This window comes from Luteococcus sediminum (assembly GCF_054783495.1).
In genome coordinates, this window is the sequence record NZ_BAAGQL010000013.1 from 92,182 (window position 1) to 115,898 (window position 23,717).

Annotated in this window: 19 protein-coding genes; 3 read left to right on the top strand and 16 right to left on the bottom strand. The window is 70.6% G+C overall.

Translation table 11 applies throughout. From position 1 onward, the window contains the following. Window positions 1-107: 107 nt before the first annotated feature. From ACYVKA_RS07240 to mraZ, 16 genes are all read right to left on the bottom strand, one after another. Window positions 108-1,097 (bottom strand): DivIVA domain-containing protein, encoded by a 990-nt coding sequence (locus ACYVKA_RS07240; protein WP_460704194.1) that lies wholly within the window; start codon window positions 1,095-1,097, stop codon window positions 108-110. Between the two features lie 194 nt (window positions 1,098-1,291). Further along, window positions 1,292-1,831, bottom strand: a complete 540-nt coding sequence (locus ACYVKA_RS07245; protein WP_460704196.1) for a cell division protein SepF — start codon at window positions 1,829-1,831, stop codon at window positions 1,292-1,294. Between the two features lie 68 nt (window positions 1,832-1,899). Continuing rightward, window positions 1,900-2,673 carry a polyphenol oxidase family protein gene (locus ACYVKA_RS07250; protein WP_460704198.1) on the bottom strand — a complete coding sequence of 258 codons (774 nt, stop codon included), beginning with the start codon at window positions 2,671-2,673 and terminating at the stop codon, window positions 1,900-1,902. Between the two features lie 72 nt (window positions 2,674-2,745). Further along, entirely contained in the window at window positions 2,746-4,068 is a 1,323-nt protein-coding gene (gene ftsZ, locus ACYVKA_RS07255; protein WP_394275259.1) for a cell division protein FtsZ, read from the bottom strand. 195 nt (window positions 4,069-4,263) lie between these two features. Next, window positions 4,264-5,025 carry a cell division protein FtsQ/DivIB gene (locus tag ACYVKA_RS07260; protein WP_460704200.1) on the bottom strand — a complete coding sequence of 254 codons (762 nt, stop codon included), beginning with the start codon at window positions 5,023-5,025 and terminating at the stop codon, window positions 4,264-4,266. Beyond that, a complete protein-coding gene (murC, locus tag ACYVKA_RS07265) occupies window positions 5,025-6,440 on the bottom strand; it encodes a UDP-N-acetylmuramate--L-alanine ligase (protein ID WP_460704202.1) in 1,416 nt (471 codons plus the stop codon). The genes ACYVKA_RS07260 and murC overlap by 1 nt, the downstream gene beginning before the upstream one ends. Window position 6,441: 1 nt before the next feature. Continuing rightward, window positions 6,442-7,611 carry a UDP-N-acetylglucosamine--N-acetylmuramyl-(pentapeptide) pyrophosphoryl-undecaprenol N-acetylglucosamine transferase gene (locus ACYVKA_RS07270; protein WP_460704891.1) on the bottom strand — a complete coding sequence of 390 codons (1,170 nt, stop codon included), beginning with the start codon at window positions 7,609-7,611 and terminating at the stop codon, window positions 6,442-6,444. A 46-nt stretch (window positions 7,612-7,657) separates the two neighbouring features. After that, window positions 7,658-8,851, bottom strand: a complete 1,194-nt coding sequence (gene ftsW, locus ACYVKA_RS07275; RefSeq protein WP_460704204.1) for a putative lipid II flippase FtsW — start codon at window positions 8,849-8,851, stop codon at window positions 7,658-7,660. A 243-nt stretch (window positions 8,852-9,094) separates the two neighbouring features. Beyond that, window positions 9,095-10,600, bottom strand: coding sequence for a UDP-N-acetylmuramoyl-L-alanine--D-glutamate ligase (gene murD / locus ACYVKA_RS07280; protein ID WP_460704206.1), 1,506 nt, complete (start codon window positions 10,598-10,600; stop codon window positions 9,095-9,097). Then, window positions 10,582-11,652, bottom strand: a complete 1,071-nt coding sequence (gene mraY / locus ACYVKA_RS07285) for a phospho-N-acetylmuramoyl-pentapeptide-transferase (protein ID WP_394275264.1) — start codon at window positions 11,650-11,652, stop codon at window positions 10,582-10,584. Before mraY ends, murD begins: the two co-directional genes overlap by 19 nt. Beyond that, the gene (locus tag ACYVKA_RS07290) at window positions 11,649-13,109 is read right to left on the bottom strand and encodes a UDP-N-acetylmuramoyl-tripeptide--D-alanyl-D-alanine ligase (RefSeq protein WP_460704208.1); all 1,461 of its coding nucleotides are present in this window, start codon (window positions 13,107-13,109) and stop codon (window positions 11,649-11,651) included. The genes mraY and ACYVKA_RS07290 overlap by 4 nt, the downstream gene beginning before the upstream one ends. Further along, complete coding sequence (locus ACYVKA_RS07295; RefSeq protein ID WP_460704210.1) at window positions 13,106-14,665, bottom strand: UDP-N-acetylmuramoyl-L-alanyl-D-glutamate--2,6-diaminopimelate ligase; 1,560 nt, start codon at window positions 14,663-14,665, stop codon at window positions 13,106-13,108. Before ACYVKA_RS07295 ends, ACYVKA_RS07290 begins: the two co-directional genes overlap by 4 nt. Then, window positions 14,662-16,479, bottom strand: a complete 1,818-nt coding sequence (locus ACYVKA_RS07300; RefSeq protein ID WP_460704893.1) for a peptidoglycan D,D-transpeptidase FtsI family protein — start codon at window positions 16,477-16,479, stop codon at window positions 14,662-14,664. The genes ACYVKA_RS07295 and ACYVKA_RS07300 overlap by 4 nt, the downstream gene beginning before the upstream one ends. 59 nt (window positions 16,480-16,538) lie before the next feature. Continuing rightward, window positions 16,539-17,270, bottom strand: a complete 732-nt coding sequence (locus ACYVKA_RS07305; RefSeq protein WP_460704212.1) for a hypothetical protein — start codon at window positions 17,268-17,270, stop codon at window positions 16,539-16,541. Then, entirely contained in the window at window positions 17,267-18,295 is a 1,029-nt protein-coding gene (gene rsmH, locus ACYVKA_RS07310) for a 16S rRNA (cytosine(1402)-N(4))-methyltransferase RsmH (RefSeq protein ID WP_460704214.1), read from the bottom strand. Before rsmH ends, ACYVKA_RS07305 begins: the two co-directional genes overlap by 4 nt. A gap of 170 nt (window positions 18,296-18,465) precedes the next feature. Then, complete coding sequence (gene mraZ / locus ACYVKA_RS07315; RefSeq protein WP_394275269.1) at window positions 18,466-18,894, bottom strand: division/cell wall cluster transcriptional repressor MraZ; 429 nt, start codon at window positions 18,892-18,894, stop codon at window positions 18,466-18,468. Window positions 18,895-19,232: 338 nt separating this feature from the next. Between mraZ and ACYVKA_RS07320 the strand changes: the two genes are divergently transcribed. The 3 genes from ACYVKA_RS07320 to ACYVKA_RS07330 are packed head-to-tail and all read left to right on the top strand — an operon-like array spanning window position 19,233 to window position 23,681. Next, window positions 19,233-20,165 (top strand): AAA family ATPase, encoded by a 933-nt coding sequence (locus tag ACYVKA_RS07320; RefSeq protein WP_460704895.1) that lies wholly within the window; start codon window positions 19,233-19,235, stop codon window positions 20,163-20,165. Between the two features lie 4 nt (window positions 20,166-20,169). After that, window positions 20,170-21,429: a DUF58 domain-containing protein gene (locus ACYVKA_RS07325; RefSeq protein ID WP_394275270.1), complete on the top strand. Its 1,260-nt coding sequence runs from the start codon at window positions 20,170-20,172 to the stop codon at window positions 21,427-21,429. Continuing rightward, on the top strand, window positions 21,429-23,681 hold the full coding sequence (locus tag ACYVKA_RS07330) for a transglutaminase family protein (protein ID WP_460704216.1): 2,253 nt from the start codon (window positions 21,429-21,431) through the stop codon (window positions 23,679-23,681). Before ACYVKA_RS07325 ends, ACYVKA_RS07330 begins: the two co-directional genes overlap by 1 nt. Window positions 23,682-23,717 lie beyond the last annotated feature (36 nt).

The window sequence follows — 23,717 nt, forward strand, 5'->3', positions numbered from 1 at the left end:
CAGGCGCTCCGCGGGCAGGATGCACCGCACGGGACCACGCCCTCAGGACATGATGGAGGGCCCGCGACCGTCGTGACGGTCGCGGGCCCTCCCGTGGTGCGTGGCGCTCACTTTCCTTCGGCGAGCAGCGCATCCAGACGCGGGGTCTGCGAGCCATTGCCCTGGGCTGCCCGGGCCTCGTCCAGCGAGGCGGGGGCTTGGGAGGGCTCGGCGTGACCATTGCGCACCGACTCCAGCTGACGGGCCAGCTGCTCGGCCATGGTGCTGCGGTACTCACGCTCGAAGTTGCGCAGGCTGTCGATGGCCACGACCAGCTGGTCGCGCTCGGCCTCCAGCTTGGCGAAGAGCTCGCGACGGCGGTTCTCCACGTCGGTGTTGACCCGGTCGGAGTTGGCGCGAGCCTCGGCGGCCAGACGCTGCGCCTCGGCCTGGGCCGAGGAGGTGAGCTGGTCGGCATTCACACGGGCCTCGGACTGCGTCTTCTCGGCGCGTGCATTGGCCTCATTGGTGAGCTCCTGGGCCCTGCGCTCGGCCTCGGCGACGGTGCGCTCTGCCTCGTTCTCGGCTTCGGTGACCACGGCCTCGGCCTGCTCGGTGGCGAGCTGCACCAGACGGGTCACTGCGGGGCTGGCCTGGGCGGCGGTGCTGACCACGATCTTCTCGATCCTGCTGCCCGAGCCGTCCATCACCGTCAGGCCGGTGGCCTGGCGGGCCTGCTCCAATTCACTGCGCACCTGCTCCAGCTGGCGCTTGAGCTCCTCGTTCTCCTGCGTCAGACGACGGGTCTCGGCGTCGTCGGCCTCGCCCGCAGCGCTGTCACGGCGCAACTGATCGAGCTGGCGGCGCAGCTCGTCGTTCTCGGACCTGAGCTCGGCGCGCAGACGCTCCTGCTCGGCCTCCTGCTGGGGGTCGGGGGTGGCGGCACCATCCAGGGCCTCGAGCTGCGCACGCAGACGCTCGTTCTCCTCAAGCACATTGCCGAAGGTCAGGTCGACCTTGTCGACGAAATCGTCGACCTCGGTGGCTCGGTAGCCCTCGCCCACGCGCTTGGCGATCGGGAAGCGAACGTTCTTCACGTCCTCAAGGGTCAGCGTCATGTGTTACTCCCAGCTAGATGAGGTTGTTCACCCCGGGCGACGGCGCGTCGCCCGGGACCGGGGGTCAGGTGGCCACGTCAGTCGGGACCGGTCCATTCCCCGGGACCTGTCGCAAGGCTACTCCAGCCGCGAGCGGGGGCACCACCGCCAGGTCGAGGGTTGGCCGTGAGCCCGCTTGCGCTCTTGGCCAAGCTTCAGCTCTGGTTGAAGAAACCGCCCGCCGCGATGCGTTCCTTGTCCTCGGCGGTGACGGTCACGTTCTGCGGAGAGAGCAGGAAGACCTTGCTGGTGACCCGCTCGATGGTGCCCCGGAGGCCGAAGATGAGCCCTGCCGCGAAGTCGACCAGACGCTTGGCGTCGGCATCCTCCATGTCGGACAGGTTCATGATCACCGGGACATTGTCGCGGTAGTGCTCGCCGATGGTGCGCGCCTCATTGTATGTGCGCGGGTGGACCGTGATGATCCGGGTCAGGTCAGCGGTGCTCGGCTCCGGAACCGGACGCTGTGCGGGCGCGGGGCTCACGCTGACCGACTGTGGCGCGAGCTGCTCGGCCGGCTTGGGGGCCACGGTGGCACCGCCGCGACGCTCGGGCAGCGAGGTGATCTGCGAGGACTCCTCACGGGAATCGGTGAAGACCTCTTCGGTCAGCTCCCCGTTCGCCTCGTAGTCGTAGCGCGAGTCCTCGATGAGGCCGAGCCACTTGCCCACCTTCTTCATGCTGCTTTCCGACATGTGTGCCTCCTGGAATGACGTCTGGGACGACACTACCCGGTGTGCGGGCACGGTGGGTCAAGGGCAGCTCACGACACGCGACACACGAGCCCTGCAAGGCGTCCCGCCCCGTCGCCGTCACGCCGGTGCGAGTGCAGCACCGGTGTGGTCATGGTGCATCCGCCCACGCTGCGCCACCCGACCCCCAGCGCCTCGAGCTGACGCCCGCAGGCACCACCCAGGTCGAGCGAGTCGCTCCCCCAGCGGGTCGTGGCCCGGATGCCCGGATGGCGCGTCTCGAGTTGCTCTGCCATCTGCGGCGGCACCTCGTAGCAGCCGGCGCACACGTGCGGCCCAACCACCGCCTCGATCCTTCCGGCGCCCAGCCGCCGCATCGCGGTGACGGTTGCCTCCAGTACGCCCAGGTCGACCCCGGCCCGCCCGGCATGCGCGACGCCCAGCACCCCGCCGGTCGCGTCGGCAAGCAGGACCGGGACACAATCGGCAACCCGCACCACCAGCGCGATGCCGGGCCGGTCGGTGACTATTGCATCGGCCTGCGGCAGCGGCGGCCCACCAGCGGCCTCACCCAGCCAGGAGTCGCGGCCCCAGCCGGACAGGAAGGACTCGTCGGCCACCAGCACCTCCCGCCCGTGCACCTGGTGGGTGGCGACCAGCAGCTCGGCACCGAGGGCCCGGCGCACCAGCTCACCATTGGCGCGCACCGCCACCAGCTCGTCCACATCGGTGCGCCCCAGGTTCAGGCTGCCCATCGAGCCGGTGCTGTGGCCACCCTCACGGTCGGTGAAGGCCACCTGGATGGTGCCCCTGGCGCCGGTGATCCGTTCGTGGAAGCAGAACATCCCCCGAGGCTAGTGCCTCGGGGGATGCTGCGGCCGGACAGGCGATGCGTCACGCGCCCTGCGCGAGGGTGCTCACTTCAGGAAGTCGGGGATGTCCAGGTCGTTGTCGTCCTCGACGGGACGCGGAGTACGCGCCGTCTCGAAGGCATTCTGCTGCGCATTGGCCTGCTGGTAGGGCGAGGCCTGCTGCGGCTGCTGCGAAGCCTGCTGCGGCTGCTGCGAAGCCTGCTGCTGGAACTGCGGGGCCTGCTGCTGCGGCTGGTACTGCTGCGCGGGCTGCTGGCGCTGCACCTGCGGCGAAGTGGAGCCCGTCACCTGCGGCCCGCGGGCCACCTGGGTGGCCGTCGGGGTGTTCTGCGCCTGCGGCGGCGTCAGCGGCGTGTTGCGGGTGCCATTCATGTTGAGCCCCGGGGAACGCTGCACGCCCGGCTGGCGGCGGGGCGGGGAACCACCGTCGAAACCGGCGGCGATGACGGTGACACGCACCTCGTCACCCAGGCCGTCGTCGATGATCGTGCCGAAGATGATGTTGGCCTCGTCGTGGGCAGCGGCCTCGATCAGGTTGGCAGCGGCCGATACCTCGAACAGACCCAGGTCCGAACCGCCCGCGATCGACAGCAGGACGCCGTGGGCGCCGTCGATGGAGGCCTCCAGCAGCGGCGAGTTGATCGCCGTCTCCGCCGCGGCGCGGGCACGATCCTCTCCCCTTGCCGAACCAATGCCCATCAGGGCCGAGCCGGCATTGCTCATCACCGACTTCACGTCCGCGAAGTCGAGGTTGATCAGGCCCGGGGTGGTGATCAGGTCGGTGATGCCACTGACACCCTGCATCAGCACCTGGTCGGCCTGCTTGAAGGCATCCAGGATGGCGACCTGGTGGTCGGTCATCTGCAGCAGCTTGTCATTGGGGATCACGATGAGGGTGTCGACCTCGTCGCGCAGGCGGCCAATGCCCTCCTCGGCCTGGTTCGAGCGGCGCTTGCCCTCGAAGGAGAAGGGGCGGGTGACCACACCAATGGTCAGGGCGCCCAGCGAACGGGCGATCTTGGCCACGACGGGGGCACCACCAGTACCGGTGCCACCACCCTCACCAGCGGTCACGAAGACCATGTCGGCACCCTTGAGGGTCTCCTCGATCTCCTCCGCGTGGTCCTCGGCGGCCTGGCGGCCCTTGTCGGGATCCGCGCCGGCGCCAAGACCACGGGTCAACTCGCGGCCCACGTCGAGCTTGACGTCCGCGTCACTCATCAGCAGCGCCTGGGCATCGGTGTTGATCGCGATGAACTCCACGCCCTTGAGCCCGGCCTCGATCATGCGGTTCACGGCGTTGACACCGCCGCCGCCGACACCGACGACCTTGATCACTGCCAGATAGTTCTGCGATGCACTCGCCACGGGGACCCCGCCTCAATTCTTGTACGTGTGGGTTTGGGAACCACACGCCACCCCACTCGACCAGAAGGCGTCGGGGGCAACGCTCAGGTTGACCCCAACAGGCTATGAGAGGCGCAAAACCGCTGTCCAACACGCGAGCCCCGCCGGGGACAGACTCTCAACCAAGCCTTGAGCCATTGGTCGAGGGCCCCGATCTCAACGCGTGCTGGGTGTCCCGGGTGAGCTGACGTCATAGACCTGGGCCTGCTGGCCCAGCAGCACCTCGAGCACCCGGACCTTCTCCCGCGAGGCCGACGAGCTGCCCCAGACCACGCGCCGGCCTTCGTCCAGCTGCAGCTCGATCCGGTCGGCGCTGTCGGCCTGGACCGAGTCCACCTGCTTGGCCACGGCCGGGCTGAGGCTGCCCACCACCGTCGCCACGTCGGCCAGCAGCCGATTGTCGACGGTACTGGTGCGCGCCACGGCAAGCCCCTCCACCGGGTCCGTCTGGCTCGCGAAGACCACCCCGTGGGAGTCCACCAACTGGTGGTTGGGGCCAGAACGGCGCTGGAAGACCGCGGTGCGCTCGGTCACCTCGACCACGACCGTCGACGGGGGCCTGGTGCGCACCTCCACCTTCTCCACCGGGGTGAGACCCTCGGCCACCCGCCGGCCCACCGACTCCACGTCCACCCGGGCCAGTGGCGTGCCCATCGGCACCGCGGCCGCCCGCACCACCTGCTCCTGGGAGACCCGTCGGGCGCCCTGCACCTCCACATGACGGGCAGCAAGGACCGGGCTGAAGCGCACCAGCCAGACCGCGACCAGGGCCAGGACCAGCAAGCCCACGGCCACTGCGACGGCCAGCCTGCGACGTCGGCGCTCCAGCCTGCGCCGCTCGGCGATCGCGGCGGAGACATCGGTGGGGGTGGCGGGCCGACGACGGGCCGGCTCGGGAGCCCGGGTGGCGGGGGCCATCAGGCCTCGCGTCCCTGCTGCTCCAGCTCGGCCACCAGGAGCGGGCCGACCAGGGTCACGTCGCCGGCACCCAGGGTCATCACCAGGTCGCCCACGGTGACCAGTCCGGCCAGCTCCGTGGGCAGGGCTGCCTTGTCGGGAACGTAGACGGTCCGGGCGCCGGCCGCCTGGGCGGCGCGGGCGACCAGGCTGCCGTCGACACCCTCGACCGGGTCCTCACGGGCACCGTAGACGTCGCTGACCACCACCAGGTCGGCCAGCGCCAGGGCCTGGCCGAAGTCCTGGCTGAACTCGCGGGTGCGGCTGTACAGGTGCGGCTGGAAGCAGGCCACCACACGCCCCTCGCCGGCAGCCCTGCGTGCGGCGGTGAGCGCTGCGCGGATCTCAGTCGGGTGGTGGGCGTAGTCGTCGAAGACCTGCACCCCAGCAGGCTGGCCCACCAGCTGGAAGCGGCGCAGGGTGCCGGTGAAGGTGGCGGCAGCGTCGACCAGCCGCTGCGGGTCAAGGCCCAGCAGGCGCCCCACGGCGAAGGCAGCCGCGGCATTGCCCAGGTTGTAGCGGCCGGGCACCTGGAGCCGGAGCCGCCCGCTCCATCCGTCATGGCTGATCGTGGCCGCGGCCTGGGTGCCCTCGAAGTCGAGTTCGGACAGGCGCACCTCGCAGTCGGTGGACTCGCCGAAGGCCAGGACCTGCTGCCCCTGGCAGCGCAGCCGCTGGCCCAGCTCGGCGGCCAGCGGATCGTCGCCGTCCAGCACGACGGCCCGTACCCGCTCACCGGTGGCGAAGCGCTCGAAGCCGGCGCAGTAGGCCTCGGCAGTGCCCCAGTTGTCCAGGTGGTCGGCCTCGACATTGGTGATCACGGCGATGCTGGTGGGGTACTGCAGGAAGGAACCGTCGGACTCGTCGGCCTCCACCACGAAGGCGGCCCCGCTGCCCAGGTGGGCGCTCTTGCCGGTGGCGGCCAGGGGTGAGCCGATCACATAGGAGGGGTCGGCGCCAGCACCGGCCAGCATCACCGCAGCCATGCCGGTGGTGGTGGTCTTGCCGTGCGTCCCGGCCACCGAGACCGCCTCGGTGTCGAGCATCAGGCTGGCCAGCGCGGCGGAACGGTGCCAGATGCGCAGGCCACGGCTGCGGGCCGCGACCAGCTCCGGGTTGTCCTCGCGGATCGCGGAGGAGACCACCACCGTGCGCGCCTGGCCGAGCTGCTCGGCGGCGTGGCCCACGTGGGTGCGGATGCCCTGTGCCGCCAGGGAACGCAATGCAGCAGAGTCGTGCTGGTCGGATCCGGAGACCTCCACCCCCAACTCGCCGAAGAGCTGCGCGATGCCGCTCATCCCGGCGCCGCCGATGGCGATGAAGTGGACCGGCCCGGCCTCGGCAGCGGGGATCACCTCGACGGGTTCACGCAGCATGTCAGTTCCTCTCGGGGCGGGTGGTGCCAGCACGGGGGCCGGCCTGCGGCACGCAGTCCATCACCGCGCGGGCGACGGCCTGTGCGGCCCCGGCGCCCAGCAGGGCCGGACCGGCCGCACCCATCGTGGCCAGGGCCTGGTCGTCCAGGATGCGCGGGAGCACCTCGCCCAGCAGACGGGCGGCATCGAGCTCGTCGTCAGGCACCAGCACTCCCCCGCCGGCGGCCACCAGTCCGGTGGCATTGCGGGCCTGCTCCCCATTGCCGTGCGGGAGCGGCACGAAGACCGCGGGCAGCCCGCAGATGCCCGCCTCGTAGACGGTTCCGGCTCCCGAGCGGCACAGCAGCATGTCGGCAGCGGCATAGGCGCGCTCCATGCCGTCGACATAGGCGACGGGGTGGTAGGCGGCACCCGTGGTGGGATCGGTGACCACCTGCATGTCCTTGGTGAAGTTCTTGGGCCCCCACACGTGCAGCACCTGCACCCCGACGGCCAGCAGGTCGTCGCGGCCCGCCAGCACGGCGGTGTTGATGCTGCGGGCGCCCTGCGAACCGCCGGTCACCACCAGGGTGGGACGATCCGGGTCGAGCCCGAAGCCCTGGCGGGCCTCGCGCCGGGTCGCGGCCCGGCCGGTGGCGGCCAGCGCGTCGATCTCGCGGCGCACGGGCATGCCGACGTGCTCGCACCGCGGCAGCGGGGTGTCGGCGAAGGTCGACAGCACCCGGGAGGCGAAGCGCGCGGCCACCCGGTTGGCCAGTCCCGGCACGGCATTGCCCTCGTGGACCACCACCGGGATCCCGCGACGCCGGGCCGCCAGGTAGGCAGGCATCGAGACATAACCGCCGAAGCCCACCACGACGCTGGCCCGGGGGCTGGCGCCGTCACCGTCGAGCACCTCCCCGGCGCGGCGCACCGAAGCCGCCAGCCGCGAGGGCACCTTGAACAGCGCCAGCGTGGGGCGGCGCGGCATGGGCACCGGCGGGATGAGCTCCAGGGGCAGTCCCGCCTCGGGCACCAGCCGCGTCTCGAGGCCGCGGGCGGTGCCGATGCACACCAGCTCGGGTGCCCCGGGCAGCTCGGCCAACGCCTGGGCGGTGGCGATCATCGGGGCGATGTGACCCGCGGTGCCGCCGCCGGCCAGGACGATCCGGGTGGTGGGGCGCTCGACCATCATTCCTCCAGGCAAGTGGTTCGGGACAGTGGGGACTCAGGACGGCTCACCGGCCGGCGTCCACCACGGTAGTGATCTTGGGGCGCGGCTCGCCAGCCGTGCGGGCCAGCGCCTTGCGGGCCGCCGGCTCCTGCCGCGCGCAGGCCAGCAGGATGCCCACGGCGAAGATGTTGGCCATCAGTGCCGAGCCTCCGGCCGAGATGAAGGGCAGCGGGACTCCGACCACGGGCAGCAGGCTCATCGCCACCCCCACGTTGACCAGCGCCTGGAACATCAGCCAGCAGGTGGTGCCCGCGGCCAGCACCCGGACCAGGGTCGAGTCGGCGCGCATCGCAATCCGCAGCCCGGCCCAGCCCAGCACGGCGAACAGCGCCAGCACCGTCAGGGTTCCCAGCAGGCCCAGCTCCTCGCCTAGGACGGCGAAGACGAAGTCGTTCTGGGCGCCGTCGTAGAGGTTGCCCCACTTCTGGCGCGACTTGCCCAGGCCCAGTCCCCACCAGCCGCCCGAGGCCAACGCATAGATGGCGCTCAGCGGCTGTTGCGAGGCAGCGGGGTCCTCGGCGGCATGGCCGGTGACGAAGGCGGCGATGCGCTTCATCCGGTTGGGGCTGGTGACCACCAGCGCGGCCACCAGGACACCCGCCAGTCCCAGCAGGGCACCCAGCATCCGCACCGGGACGCCAATCACGAACAGGATGGCGAAGGCAATCGCGCCGATCACCAGCGCGGTTCCGAGGTCCTTCTGGGCCAGCACCAGGACCAGAACCAGCCCGAAGCCGCCCAGCAGGGGCAGCAGCTCCCGGGGACGGTCCAGGACCTTCTCCTTGGCGCTGACCACCGAGGCAGCCCACATCACCAGACCGAGCTTGGCGAACTCCGAGGGCTGGATCGTCAGGGGGCCGAGCTTCAGCCAGGCCAGATTGCCCTTGCCCGCGTCGTCGCCGAGCCCGGGCACGAAGATCGCCAGCAGCATCACCAGGGAACCCACATAGACCACCCAGCCCAGCACCTTGAGCCGGGAGGCCTTCTGGTGCGAGAGCCACCAGGCCACCGGCAGGGCCATCACCAGGAAGACCACGTGGCGCTTGGCGATGTAATAGGGATCGCCGTCATTGATCGACTGGGAGTAGACCGAGGAGCTGGACAGCACCATCAAGGCCCCGACGAAGACCAGCAGGGTCGCCGAGACCAGCACCAGGTACCAGGAGGCCAGGGGCGCGGCCAGGGCCTGGCCGATCATGCCGAGACGTTCTACCGGGGTGCGCGCTGCCGTCGCGCCGCCACGCCCCCGGGGACGGGAACCCCGCGGCATTGCCCGGGGACGGGAACCCCGCGGCGTGCCTTGGGCCGTGCGATCTGCCACTGCCTCCCCCTCTCGTGCTGCTGCCCCGGTCGTCTGCCTGCTCCTGTCCTTCGAGGCCCGGCCCGTGCCCAACGGCCCGGACTGCTGTCGGCCGCCGGCGCCGTCGTCGAGGACCACCGGTCAGTGGCCCAGTGCTCGTGCCGCGGCGGCGAAGTCGTCCCCCCGGGCGTCGTACCCGCTCCACATGTCCTGTGAGGCGCAGCCAGGGGCCATCAGCACCGTGTCACCCGGGCGGGCCATCCTGGCCGCCTGCGCGACGGCCTCGGCCATGACGCCGGTGTCGTCACGGTCCAGCACCACCACCGGGACCTCGGGGGCGTGGCGTCGCAGCGCCTCGGCGACGACCTCGCGGTCCACGCCCAGCAGCACTGCGCCGCGCAGCCGCCCGGCGTGGGTGGTGACCAGTTCGTCGAAGGTGGTTCCCTTGGCCTGGCCGCCGGCGATCCACACGATCGAGTCGAAGGCGCGCATCGACGAGTTCGCGGCGTGCGGATTGGTCGCCTTCGAGTCATCGACATAGGTGACGCCATCGTGCTCGACGACCGTCTGGATGCGGTGGCCGCCCAGCGTCAGGTCGCGCAAGCCCTGCCCGACGGCCTTGGCCGGCACGCCGAAGGAGCGGGCCAGCGCCGCCGCGGCCAGCGCATTCTCCACATTGTGCGGCGCCTGCGGGTGGACGTCGTCGAGCTTGGCGATCTCCAGGGCGGAGTCCTTGCGCTGCTCGACGAAGGCGCGGTCGACCAGTAGGTCGTCGACGACGCCGAGCATGCTCATGGCGGGGGTGCCCAGGGTGAAGCCGATCGCGCGGGCCCCCTCCACCACGTCGGCCTCCTCCACCATCCGCTCGGTGCGGGGATCAGCCACGTTGTAGACACAGGAGTGACGCACCTGCTCGTAGACACGGGCCTTGTCGGCGGCATAGCGGTCGATCGGCGACAGCTCGGCGTCGAAACCGTCACCCTCGTACCACTGCAGGTGGTCGGGCTGCAGGTTCAGCACCGCCGCGGAGTGCATCTGCACCGGGCAGTGCGGGTTGCGCAGCATCCAGTGCAGCTGGAAGCTCGACAGCTCCAGCGCCAGCACGTCGTGCTGGGTCTCGTCGAGCACCGCCTCCATCACCGGACGGCCGATGTTGCCGACCGCGGCAGTCTCCAGCCCGGCGGCCCGCAGGATCGACTCCAGCATCTGGGTGGTGGTCGTCTTGCCATTGGTTCCAGTCACGGCCAGCCACGGCACCGCGCGCTCGGGGTGCTGCATCCGCCAGGCCAGCTCCACCTCGCCCCAGATCGGGATGCCGCGGGCGATGGCCTGGGCCAGCAGCGGCGCCGAAGGGCGCCAGCCCGGGGAGGTGACCACGAGGTCGACATCGTCGGGCAGCGTGGTCGTGGTGCCCTTGCCGAGCTCGACGGTGGCGTCGAGGACCTCCAGCAGGGTGGCCTTGTCGACATTGGCCTCCGACTCGTTCTCGTCGAGCACGCGCACCTGCGCGCCCACCTCCAGCAGGCCGTCCGCCGCGGCGAAGCCGGAGGTCCCCAGACCGGCCACCACCACCTTCGCCTCCGGCCACGGCGAGGTGCGGTCGGCCGTGTCGATCCAGTCCTTCACAGTCACTGTCCTGCCACCCATTCCGCGTAGAAGAGTCCGAGCCCGGTGGCCACGGCCAGCCCACAGATGATCCAGAAACGGATCACCACGGTGACCTCGGCCCAGCCCAGGAGTTCGAAGTGGTGGTGGATCGGCGTCATCTTGAACAGCCGCTTGCCACCGGTCGCCTTGAAGTAGCTCACCTGGATCATCACCGAGACCGTCTCCATGACGAACAGGGCACCGATCACGACGAGCAGGAACTCGGTGCGCGAGAGGATCGCCAGGCCAGCCAGCGCCGCACCCAGCGACAGGCTGCCGGTGTCGCCGAGGAAGATCTTGGCGGGGCTGGCATTCCACCACAAGAAACCGAAGCAGGCGCCGGCCAGCGCCATCGCCACCACCGCCAGGTCATAGGGGTCGCGCACCTCGTAGCAGCGCGGACCGGCCGTCGACTGGGCGCCGCACCACTGGTTGAACTGCCAGATGTTGAGCAGTGCATAGGCGCAGAAGACCATCGTCGCGGCACCCGAGGCGAGGCCGTCGAGCCCGTCGGTGAGGTTGACCGCATTGGAGGCGCCCGCGATGAGCAGCATCATCCACACCACGGCCAGCGCGGCCGGCAGCACCAGCCAGCTCACGTCGCGCAGCACGCTGATCGCCTGCGAGGCGGGACGGATGCCCCGCTCATTGGGGAACATCAGGGCCATCGTGCCGAAGGAGGCGGCCAGGAAACCTTGGCCCAGCAGCTTCGCCTTGCCCGTCAACCCCAGGGAGCGCTGTTTGGAGATCTTGGCCCAGTCGTCCAGGAAGCCCAGCACGCCGTGTCCGACGAACAGGTAGAGCACCAGCACGGCCGAGACCGTCACCGGGGTCCAGGTGGCCAGGTGCGCCAGCAGGTAGGCCAGCACCACCGAGATGATGATCACCAGCCCGCCCATGGTGGGGGTGCCGCGCTTGGTGTGGTGCGCGGTGGGTCCGTCGTCGCGGATGAACTGGCCGTAGCCCTTGCGGACCAGGAAGCCGATCAGGATGCGGGTGCCCAGCAGCGTCCCGACCATGGCCAGTCCCCCGGCCAGCAAGATGTTCTTCACTGCGTGACTCCACTCGTCTCACCGTCGCCGCCCAGCAGCGCCTCGGCCACCGTCTCCAGGGCGATCCCCCGCGACGCCTTCACCAGCACCACGTCGGCCGGGTCCAAGACTAGCGAGGCCGCCGCCTGGTCGGTCTTCATGACCCGGGCCTGGCCGCCGGCGCTGCGGGCACCCTCGGCGATGGCCTCGGCGAAGCTGCCGACGGCCACCAGGTCATCGATGCCGCACTCGACGGCCTGCACGCCGACGGCGCGGTGCAGCGCCTCGGCGTCGCCGCCCAGTTCCAGCATGTCGCCCAGCACTGCGTGGACCTTCGCTCCCGGGTGCTCGGCACGACGGGTGCGGCCGATCCGACCGATCGTCGCGACGGCCTCGGCCATCGAGGAGGGGTTGGCATTGTAGGCGTCGTTGAGCACGGCCAAGCCGTCACTGCGCACGTCCATCTGCATCCGCCAGGGACTGCGGGTGGTGGCCGCGGACAGGCTGCTCGCCACCGTCTTCGCATCGCACCCGGCGGCGATGGCGGCGGTGGCGGCAGCCAGGGCATTGGAGACCTGGTGGCTTCCCAGCAGCTGCAGCTGCACCTGGTGCTGTTCGCGCCCGCCTGCACGTTCCACCACCAGGGTGAAGCGGTACTGCTCGAGGTCATTGGCGGACACGTCGACGGCCTGCACGTGCAGATCGCCATCGGGTGCGCTGCCGCCGGTCGACTCCCAGCCGGTCCGGCTCCACCAGGCCAGGTGCGCGCTGGTGCGGCTCGCCATGGCGAAGACCAGCTCGTCGTCGGCATTGAGCACGGCCCACCCCTCGGGCCGCAGCGCCTCGACGATCTCGCCCTTGGCCTGCGCGATGCCCTCGCGGCTGCCGAACTCCCCCAGGTGAGCGGTGCCCACGTTGAGCACCAGGGACACATCGGGGCGGGTGATCGAGCACAGCCAGGCCACATGACCCAGACCGCGCGCCCCCATCTCGCTGACCAGGAAACGGGTTTGCCCGTCCACGCCGCAAGCAGTCAGCGGGACGCCGATCTCATTGTTGAAGGAGCCGATCGGGCTCACCGTCGGGCCGTGGGCCTCCAGCAGCTGGGCCAGCAGGTCCTTGGTCGAGGTCTTGCCCGAGGAGCCGGTGACGGCCAGAGTCACCAGGCCGCGCCCGTGTTCCCGTGCCACCAGGCCCCGGGCCAGCTCGCTGAGGCCGGAGACGGACTCGTCGACCAGCAGGTGCGGCAGGTCCGCCCCGGTGGCGCGGCTCGCCAGGACGGCGGCAGCGCCCGCGGCGGCCGCCTGGGAGGTGAAGTCGTGCCCGTCGACCCGCTCCCCGGGGATGGCCACGAAGAGGCTCCCGGGGGTGGCCTTGCGCGCGTCGATCACGACGTCCGGCCCCACCGCGACCGTGCCGTCGCCCTCCAGGCGTGCCCCGGCCAGCCGGGCCAGCTCCTGGGTACTGCTCGTCCTCATCGCCCTTCCTCCTGCCGCCCCGCACACAGGGCGGTCCACTGCTCGCGGACCACCTGCACGTCGTCGAAGGGGTGCACGGTGCCCTCGACCGTCTGGCCTTTCTCGTGCCCCTTGCCCAGCACCAGCACCACGTCTGCGGCACCGGCACCGGTCAGCGCCCTGGCGATGGCGGCGGCGCGTCCCGCCTGCTCGACCACCTCGGCACCCCCTGCCCCCTGCGCACCCTCGACCACCGCCGAACGGATCCGGGCCGGGTCCTCGTTGCGCGGGTTGTCGTCGGTGACCACCACCAGCTGCGTCCCGGTGGCGGCAGCGGCTCCCATCGGGGCGCGCTTGGCCCGGTCACGGTCGCCACCTGCACCGACGACCACCACGATCCTGCCGCCGGGCCCGGGGCGGGCCGAGCGCACCGCCTGCTCGATGGCCTGCGGGGTGTGGGCGAAGTCGACGTAGACGGTGGGTGCCTGCTCGTCGAGGCGCACCAGCTGCATGCGCCCAGGCACCTGGGCACGGGCCAGGCCAGCCACGAGGCGGTCCTCGTCCAGGCCGGCCTCGAGGCCCATCGCCAGCGCCATCACGGCATTGCGGGCGTTGTACTCACCGGGCAGGTCGATGGTGAACTCCCGCTCGCCCTGCGGACCGCGGTAGACGATTCGGCTGCCCGGTCCCTCGGGCGTGGCCCGCACCAGCCGGTGGTCGCACTCACCCATGCCGGTGGTGACCAGACGGGGATGACCTTGCCCACGTAGTCGTTCGGCCAGCACGCGGCCATGCTCGTCGTCGATGTTGACCACCGCGACCCGGCAGTGGTCGGCCTCGAAGAGCCGCGCCTTGGCCTCGAAGTAGTCCTCCATCGTGGGGTGGAAGTCCAGGTGGTCGCGGCCCAGGTTGGCGAAACCGGCGACGTCGAAGCCGATGTGGTCGACCCGCTGGAGCGCCAGGGCGTGGGAGCTGACCTCCATCGCCACGCTGTCGGCCCCCCGCTCCAGCATGACTGCCAGCAGGGCCTGCAGGTCGGGCGACTCGGGGGTGGTGACGGTGGTGCGAGTGCTCGGCAGCTCCTCGCCGTCGAGCCGGAAACCGTTGGTGCCGATGGTGCCCACCCGTCGGCCGGCCGCCCGGAGGGCCTCCTCCAGCAGCAGGGTGGTGGTGGTCTTGCCATTGGTGCCGGTGATGCCGAACATCACCAGCTGGTGGGTCGGCAGTCCGAACAGCGTCGCGGCAGCATCAGCCATCGCGTCGCGGGCGTCCTCGGCCACCACGACGGGAACGCCGCTGGCCTCGGCCAGCTCGCGCCCGCTCGGGTCGGTGAGCACCGCAACCGCACCATGTTCAACCGCAAGGGCGGCGAAGCGGGCACCGTGCACCTTCATGCCGGGCAGGGCGACGTAGAGATCGCCAGCCCCCACGGTGCGCGAGTCCAGTGTGATGCCGGTGACCTCGACGCCGCGGGCAGGCAGCTGCACCGTGCCCTGCGGGCTCTGCGCAAAGAGCTCCAGCAGGTCGCGGCGCGGCTGGTGGCTGGGCCTGAGCAGGCCCTGGTCGGTGAGGCTCACGGTTCGTACTCCAACGGCTTGTCGGGTGCCGGCGTCGGGTCCGGCAGGACACCGTAGCGCGGCAGGGCCAGCTTCATGATCTCCTGGGCAATGGGCATCGCAACCTCCGAGCCCTGGTGCCCGCGCAGCGGCTCGTCGAGCACCGTGTAGACGAGGATCTGGGGGTTATCGGCGGGAGCGGCGAGCACGAAGGAGGCCGTGTAGCCGTCATAGCCGCCCTTGCCGTCGGCCCGCTCCGCAGTGCCCGACTTGCCGATTGCCCGGTAGCCGGGGATGGCGCGCTTCTCGGGGGCGACGGTGATCACCGACTCCATCATGTCGCGGACCTCCGCCGAGGCCTCCTTCGAGATGACGCGGCGCGGTTCCCGGGCCGGCAACTGCACCTGCTCGCCCTCGCTGGTGGTGGCCTGCTTGATCAGGGTAGGCGGATTGTGGACCCCTCCGTTGACGATCCCGGCCACGGCAGCGGCCTCCTGGATCGGAGTGGTCGACAGGCCCTGGCCGAAGGCGATCTGGTCACGGGTGTAGTCCGGCATGTCCGCCTTGGGCACCAGGCCGACCTGCTCCCCCGGCAGTTCCAGGCCGGTGCGCTCGCCCAACCCGAACTTCTTGAGGTACGCGACCAGGTCGGCCTTGTCGGCCTGGCGCGCCAGCATCGTGGTGCCGATGTTGGACGAGCGGGCCATGATGCCGCGGGCCGTCATCGGGACGGTGCCGTGCACCGAGGAGTCGCGGATGTAACCACCGCCAGAGGCCAGCTTCGGCGGCACCAGCACCCTGGTGTCGGCCTTGACCAGTCCCATGTCGGCCAGCGCGGCCAGGGTGAGCACCTTCTGCACCGAGCCGGGTTCGTAGATGGCCTCCACCGAGCGGTTCATCATGGAATTGCGGGCTGCGACCTCGCTGATCTTGTTCGGGTCATAGCTGGGCACGTTGGCATTGGCCAGCACCTCGCCGGTCTTGACGTTCATCACGATGGCGGTGCCCGTGGTGGCCGCGGCTCCCATCGCCCCCTTGGCCAGGGCTGCCTCGGCTGCCTGCTGGATGGTGGAGTCGATGGTCAGCTGGTAGTCGTAGCCGTCGACGGCCGGGGTCAGGACATCGGTGCCGAGCGGGATGCGGCCATAGGCCGAGCTCTCGAAGGTCTCGACGCCGGGGACACCGGTGAGCTCCTCGTCCAGGTACTTCTCCAGGCCCGTGACGGCGGTGCCGTCGCCACGTACCATCCCGACCAGGTTTCCGCCCACCGACCCGGAGGGGTAGATCCGTCGGGGATGGTCCTCCTTGTACAGGCCGTACCAGTAGGGCACTTTGTGGCCCTCCACGGAACCGCCCTTGCGCAACTGCTTGCTGATCTTGTTCCACACGGCGGTGTCCACCTGCGGGACGACCACCTTGTACTGCAAGAGCGTGCCGTCCTTGCCCTTGGCGGTCAGCGCGGGCAGGTAGTCGGCCGGCGTGCCGCCCAGGTGCTGGGCCAGCACCGCCGCCACGGCCTCCGGGGCCGCCTGGCCGATGGCCTGCTGGCGAGGCGTCAGCTCCACCCGTCCGTCCACACCATTGCGAGCGAGCATGCTGGGGTCGGCCACGATCTTGACCGAGGGCAGGGTGTCGGCCATCACGACCCCGAAGCGGTCACTGATGCTGCCGCGCTGGGGGGCCAAGGGAACGGTGTGGGTCATCTGGGCGGCCGCCTTGGACGCATAGGCCTGCGAATCGAGCGCCTGCAGCTGCAGGGCGCGGCCCATGCACAGCCCCAGGAGCAGCAGGACCAGTACCAGCAGTCGGCGCAGCCGCAGCGTCGGGTCGGCCATCTGCAGGCGTGCGCCGGAGCGACGCGCGGCAGTTGGGCGGCGTCGATGCTGGGACGCCATCAGCGTCCCCCGGTGCCATTCGTCGTGGGTGCAGACTCGTCCTGCGCTGCCTTCTTCTCGGCTGCCTTCTTCTCGGCTGCCTCCTTCTCGGCTGCCTTCTTCTCGGCTGTCTTCTTCTGGGCTGTCTTCTTCTGGGCGGCCTCCTGCTCGGCCGCCTTCTTCTCCGCCGCCTTCTTCTCCTGGGCAGCCTTCTCGCGCGCGATCCGATCTGCCTCGGCCTGCTTGCGCTTGGCCTCCTGCTCGGCGAGATAGGCGGCACGCGACTTCTCCATGCCCACGGTCACCTCGTCGGCGCTGCGGAACTTCTGGTCAGGCATCTCCATGCCCTGGACTCGCATCGGCTCACCGACCACCTGCCCGCCAGTGCCATCGGCATCCAGCCGCACGAAGACCGGGTGCGGGTTGGGGCGAAGGCCCATGGCCCAGGCCCGGTCGGCCAGGTCGGAGCTGGAGCGCAGCTGCTCCACCCGCGCCGACAACGAGGCCTGCTCGTGCCCCAGGTCCTCGGCGGTGCGCTGGGCGGCGACCACCGTCTGGGCCCGCTGCTGGATGCTTGTGTTGAGCAGCAGCACCCCCACCATGCCGGCGCCCAGCAGGGTGATGACGAAGATGATGAAACCGACCCGCGACAGGCGCAGCGGACTGGGCGCGACGGGTCGCAGCGGTGGCCGCGGGGCGCGCGTGGAGCCACGCTCGGCGACCTCTTCCAGTGGGGCGAGCAAGGCGCTCATCGGGCACTCCTGAGACGTTCGGCGACCCGCAGCCGGGCGGAGGCTGCGCGGGGATTGGTCTGGACTTCTTCGGGGGAAGGCTTCTCGGCTCCGCGGGTGAGCAGGCCGAAACGGGGCTGCATGTCCTCGGGCACCACGGGAAGACCGGGGGGTGCGGTGTCCGAGGAGGCCTCGCGCAGGACGTTCTTGACCATCCGGTCCTCCAGCGAGTGGTAGGCCAGCACGGCGAGCCGTCCGCCGACGGCCAGTGCGTCGAGGGCGGCAGGCAGGGCGCCCTCGAGGGCCTCCAGCTCGCCATTGACCTCGATCCGCAGGGCCTGGAAGGTGCGCTTGGCGGGGTGGCCCCCGGTCTTGCGGGCCGCCATCGGGATCGCATCGGAGATCACCTGCACCAGGCGTGCGGAACGGTCGAAGGGCTCCACCTCACGTTCGACGACGATGCGTCGCACCACGCGGTCGGCGAAGCGCTCCTCGCCATAGCGGCGCAGGATGTGCACCAGCTCGCGCGGCTCGTAGGTGTTGACCACCTCGGCGGCGGTGAGCCCCTGCTTGCCGTCCATGCGCATGTCCAGGGGCGCGTCCACCGAATAGGCGAAGCCGCGCTCGCGCCGGTCGATCTGCAGGCTGGAGAGCCCCAGGTCGAGCAGCATGGAGTGGATCTGGTCGATGCCGAGCTCCTCGAGCACCTCGGGCAGCTCGTCATAGACGGCCTCGGCCGGGATGAAACGGTCACCGAAGCGCTCCAGGCGCCTCGAGGCGATCATCAGGGCCGTGGGATCGCGGTCGATGCCCACCACGCGCGCTGTGGGGAAGGCCTCCAGGACCGACTCCGCATGGCCGCCCATGCCCAGGGTGCCATCGACGTGCACCGCACCTTCGCGCTGCAGGGCCGGACCGAGCAGCTCCAAGATGCGCTCGCGCATCACCGGGACGTGGATCCTCGCCGCCTCCAGGGCCGTGACCTGGGCGGGATCGAGCGCGCGGTCGCCACCGATGGCGTCCACGCCAGCCTCGGTCTCGCCCATTCGACCCACCCATCCACTCGTTTGTGCCTCGGGGTTTCAATCCGGGTCCACCCGGGAGTCGGTTGACCCCCCGGTCGGGAAGAGAAGGACCTGGCACCGGGGAAGGTGAGCCAGGGCCTCCAGGACCCGGATCGAAGCCTCGCGGCACAAGCCGCACCTTGCGTCCCCGGTCACAGGCCGGGGAAGACCTCTTCATTCATCTCGGCGAAGACCGATTCCTGCGCAGCGGAGTACTCCTGCCAGGCGACGACGTCCCAGACCTCGACCCGGTTGATGGCACCCACGACGACGATCTCCTTGTCCAGCCCCGCATAGCTGCGCAACATGGGCGGGATGGTCACGCGTCCCTGCTTGTCCGGCGTCTCGTCGCTGGCCCCCGCCGCCAGCATGCGCTGGAAGTCGCGGACCTGCTTCACCGTCGTCGGAGCGGCGCTCACCTGCTGGGTCATCGCGACGAAGGTGGCCGTCGGATAGATCGCCAAACAGCGATCCTGGCTCCTGGTGATCACCAGGCCGTCGGCCAGCTCGTCACGAAACTTCGCCGGCAGGAAGAAGCGGCCCTTCTCATCGAGCTTGGGAGTGTGCGTACCCAGGAACACCGGGACACCTCCACTCACTCCACGATTGCGCCGATCCTCTCCACTGCGCTCCACATTACTCCACCAGCCCCCACTTCAAAGACATTGCGCTCCCCCGCGCCCGTCCTTGGGCAATCTTCAGAGAGCTTTTCCGAGCGTGTGCCGCATTGGGGGCTGGTATGGCAGGCGGTAGGCTCGCCAGGGTGCCCGCGGACCGTCCACAGGCGGCGGGGGCACACTGCTGACAACCCGCGGCCCCGGCCGCGACCCGACGACCAGCACGCGGCGCCAGCCGGTGCCCAGATGATGAGGAGAAGCCGGTGGAGCAGAATGGGGCACCCAGCCGCACCCTGTCCGACGTGGTCGACGTGATGGGTCACGTCCGCACCGCCATCGAGAGCGTGATCGAGGGCAAGACCGACCAGGTCAACATCGCCCTGGCCGTCCTGCTCGCCGAGGGCCACCTGCTCGTGGAGGACGTGCCCGGCGTCGGCAAGACCATGCTCGCCCGGGCCCTGGGCCGCTCCATCGACTGCAGCGTGCGGCGCCTCCAGTTCACCCCCGACCTGCTGCCCAGCGACATCACCGGCGTGAGCGTCTACAACCAGGAATCGCGCGAGTTCGAGTTCAAGCCCGGCGCCATCTTCGCCAACATCGTGGTGGGTGACGAGATCAACCGCGCCTCCCCCAAGACCCAGTCGGCCCTGCTCGAGGCGATGGCCGAGCGCCAGGTCTCGGCAGACGGCATCACCCACCATCTGGCCTCCCCCTTCATGGTGGTGGCCACCCAGAACCCGGTAGAGATGGAGGGCACCTACCCGCTGCCCGAGGCCCAGCGCGACCGCTTCATGGCCCGCATCGAGATGGGCTACCCCACCCGGGCCTCCGAGCTCGACATGCTCGACTCGCACGGCGCCACCAGCCCGCTGGAGGAGCTGCACCCGGTCACCGACGCCGACACCGTCGTCGACCTCGCCCGCACCGTCAAGACCGTCTACGTCGCCCCGGTCGTCAAGGACTACATCGTGGGCGTGGTGGCGGCGACCCGCCAGAGCAAGGACCTGCGCCTGGGCGCCTCACCGCGTGCCAGCCTGCACCTGCTGCGCATCGTGCGGGCCCAGGCCGCGCTCGCCGGACGCGACTACGTCATCCCCGACGACGTGCAGGCCCTCGCCCCGGTGGTGCTGGGCCACCGCCTGCTGCCCTCTGTGCAGGCCCAGCTGGCCGGCCGCACGGTGCACGAGATCATCGAGGCTGCCGTCGAGACCGTCGCCATCCCCGACCGGCGGTGATCCCTTGATCGCCAAGTCATGGCGAGTGCTCACCGGCCGAGGGCGGGCCTTCCTGCTCGTCGGCCTCGTGGGTCTCGTGCTCTCGCTGGCCTTCGGCCAGCGCGACCTCGCACGCGTCTTCATCCTGCTGCTCCTGCTGCCGGTGGCTGCGATCCTGGTGGTGGGCCGCTCCCGTCTGCACCTGGTGGCCGAGCGCACCATCGACCCGCCGCGCGTCACGCTGGGCGAACGGATGGAGGCCTCACTGGTGCTGCGCAAGGCCGGGGCCCTCCCGGTCGGCCTGCTGCGCTTCGAGGACAGCGTGCCACGCGAACTCGGCCGTCGGCCCCGCTTCACCGTCCACACCTTCGCCGGCGACTGGCAGCGCAAGGTCACCTACCCGCTGATGGGCCTGGCCCGTGGTCGCTACCGGGTCGGCCCCCTGCTCGTGCGCGCCGTCGACCCCTTCGGCCTGGCCGAGATCGACCGTCGCTTCCGCGCCAGCAACGAGGTCCTGGTCACCCCCGCCGTGGAGCCGCTCGACCAACTCGGATCGGCGGCCGGCAACAACGCCTCCGGCGAGTCCACCCCGCAGAAGATCGGCCTCGTGGGGCAGGACGACGTGCTGGTGCGCGAATACCGCGACGGCGACGACGTGCGTCGCATCCACTGGCGCTCCACCGCCCGCAAGGGCGAGATCATGGTGCGGCGCGAGGAGCAGGCCTGGGACCCGAGCGTGTCCCTGCTGCTCGACTCCCGCGCCTCCAGCCACGCAGGCACCGGCCGTACCGCCAGCTTCGAGTGGGCCGTCTCAGCCGCCACCAGCATCGCCCACCACCTGCTGGGCAACGGCTTCCGGTTGTCCATGGTGGATGCCGAGGGCCGCGTTCCCACCGCCAGCGCCGAGGACCCGCATGCCGCCCGCGAGGCGGTGCTGCTGGCCATGACCGACGAGCAGACCTGTGATCTCGACAGCCTCGAAGGTGCGCTGGAGAGCAAGATGCAGCAGCAGGGCGAGATGCTGGTGGCCGTGCTCGGCCGCCTCACACCCGACGACGTCGCTGCCCTGGCCACCGCGCGACACGGGCGCACCGTGGGCCTGGCGATCGTGCTGGACGTCGACTCCTTCACCATCCGCGGTCTGCGCGCCGCCCCCGAGGTGATGGCCCAGCACCAGGACTGCGTCCGCCAGCTGGCCGATGCCCAGTGGCGCGTGGTGCAGGCCACCCGCAACTCGACGGTGGCCGGCGTCTGGGCCGAACTGGAACGACGAGGAGGAGCCTGATGCGCGACACCGACCGCACGACCCTGGCCGTGGGCGTCGCGATGGCGCTGGGCGCCGCCAGCCTCGCCCCGCTGACCACCGACCGTTTCTACCTGGTGCTCTCGGCCGCCCTCGTGCTGGCCCTGCAGTCCACCTCGCTGCTGCTGCGCCGCACCGGGCTGCGTCCCCTGTTGGTGCACCTGGTGCAGGTGCTGCTGCTCCTGCTGGTCGCCGTGGGCCTTGGACTGGGCAGCCAGCCGGAGGCCACTCGCAGTCTCGGCCACCTGGGCCAGCTGTTCAACGACGCCGTGCTCCAGATCCGCGTCCAGAGCGCCCCGATGGCCACCACCCCCAGCGTGCGCTGGCTGATGGTGCTGCTGGTCGGCGTGGTCACCATCGTCGCCGACGTGCTCGTGACCACCCTGCGCTCCACCGCCTGGATGCTGGCATCCCTGCTGACCCTCTACCTGATCCCCGCCCTGGCCGTCGAGCAGGACGTGCACTGGCTGCCCTTCGCCTTGTTGGGCCTGGGATACCTGCTGGTACTGGTGGCTGACGGGATCAACGAGAACGTCGCCTGGACCCGCAACCTGGCCAGCGACAGCGTCACCAGCAGCCACACCGCCGCCGGCGCCCGCCGCCTCGGCGCGCTGGTGGGCGTGCCCGCCCTGGCCCTGGCCCTGCTGCTCGGACAGGTGGCCCCCCGCTTCGGCAGCCTCGACATCGAGTCCGCCCGCCCACGCGGCAGCGGCCCCATCCAGATGGCCGACCCCACCCTGGACATGTCGAAGAACCTCAACCTGCCCAGCGACCGGGTGGTGCTGACCTACCAGTCCGACGAGCCGCTCTACCTGCGCACCGCCTCACTGACCGTGATGGACGCCGAGGGCTGGCACATGGCCCCGGCCAAGCTGGAGGACGGGCCATTGCCTGCCCCGCCCGGCCTGACCACCGGCGGCAAGCAGGTCTCCACCCAGATCGACATCAAGGACCTCAACGGTGAATACCTGCCGGCCCCCTACGCCCCGCAGAACTACACCGTCGACGGGCGCTGGCGCCATGACCCGGCCACCCTGACGATCCTGTCCACGCAGGACAAGGACCGCACCGAGGCCATCCGCAACAAGAGCTACCGCGTCATCAGCAAGCTCAACGATCCGGGCGCCGAGAACTTCACGCTGGCCCAGCCCGGCACCCCTCCGGACGTCAAGACCACCAGTGCGGTGCCCAAGGACGTCCCCAAGACGATCATGGACATCACCCACCAGGTGACCAAGGAGGCCTCCACCCCGGTGCTGAAGGCCGCCGCGATCCAGGCCTACCTGGCCAGCCCGCGCAACTTCGGCTACTCCACCACTGCCCCGCCCGGCAACGGCTTCGAGGTGCTCACCAACTTCCTCACCAAGGACAAGATGGGCTACTGCGTCCACTTCGCCTCGGCGATGGCGCTGATGGCGCGCATCGAGGGCATCCCCTCGCGGGTCTCGGTGGGCTTCCTGCCCGGCGAGAAGGTGGGCGACCACTACGAGGTGAGGGCCAGCAACATGCACGCCTGGCCCGAGCTCTACTTTGCCGAGTACGGCTGGGTGCGCTTCGAGCCCACCAGCCGCGTCGCCTCGGCCCCCGAGTGGTCGCTGGTGAACAAGGACGTCAAGCCGCTGCCCTCGGCGACCGCCTCGGCCGGTGCCAGCTCGGCGGCGCCGACGCCCTCGGCCACCGTGTCCAGGGCCAGTGCCAGCCCGAGCGCCAGCGCAGCCCCCGCCCCGGCCACCGACCAGGGACTTCCCTGGGGACGCCTGCTCGCCTGGGGCGCCAGCGCACTCGGCGTTCTCCTGGTGCTGGCCCTGCCGGCCATCGTGCGGGCCCTGACCCGACGCAAGCGCCTGGGTGAGCACGCCGACATCCACCAGCAGGTGGCCGACGGGTGGTACGAGGTACGCGACAGCATTCGGGACCTGGGGAGCACCTGGCCCCCCGGCACGATGCGCGAGAAGGCCGTCGCATTGCACCCGCAGCTCGACCAGTCGGGGCGCGAGGCCATCGACGGGCTGGTGCACGACCTGGAGAGGTCCCGCTTCGCCCCTGCCCTGGACGATGCCGGCCAGACCGCCGACCAGGTGCGCGCCATCCGCGCCGACCTGGCAGAGCGGTCCACCACCGGGCAGAAGGTGGCGGCAGCACTGCTGCCCCGCTCGCTGTGGGCCCGGCTGCAGGACCGCCGGGAACGACGGCTCAGCCAGCGGGTGGTGCGGCAGTCGGACTTCGACGACTGACCCACCGCACTGGGCCAATCCACTGGGCCAATTCAC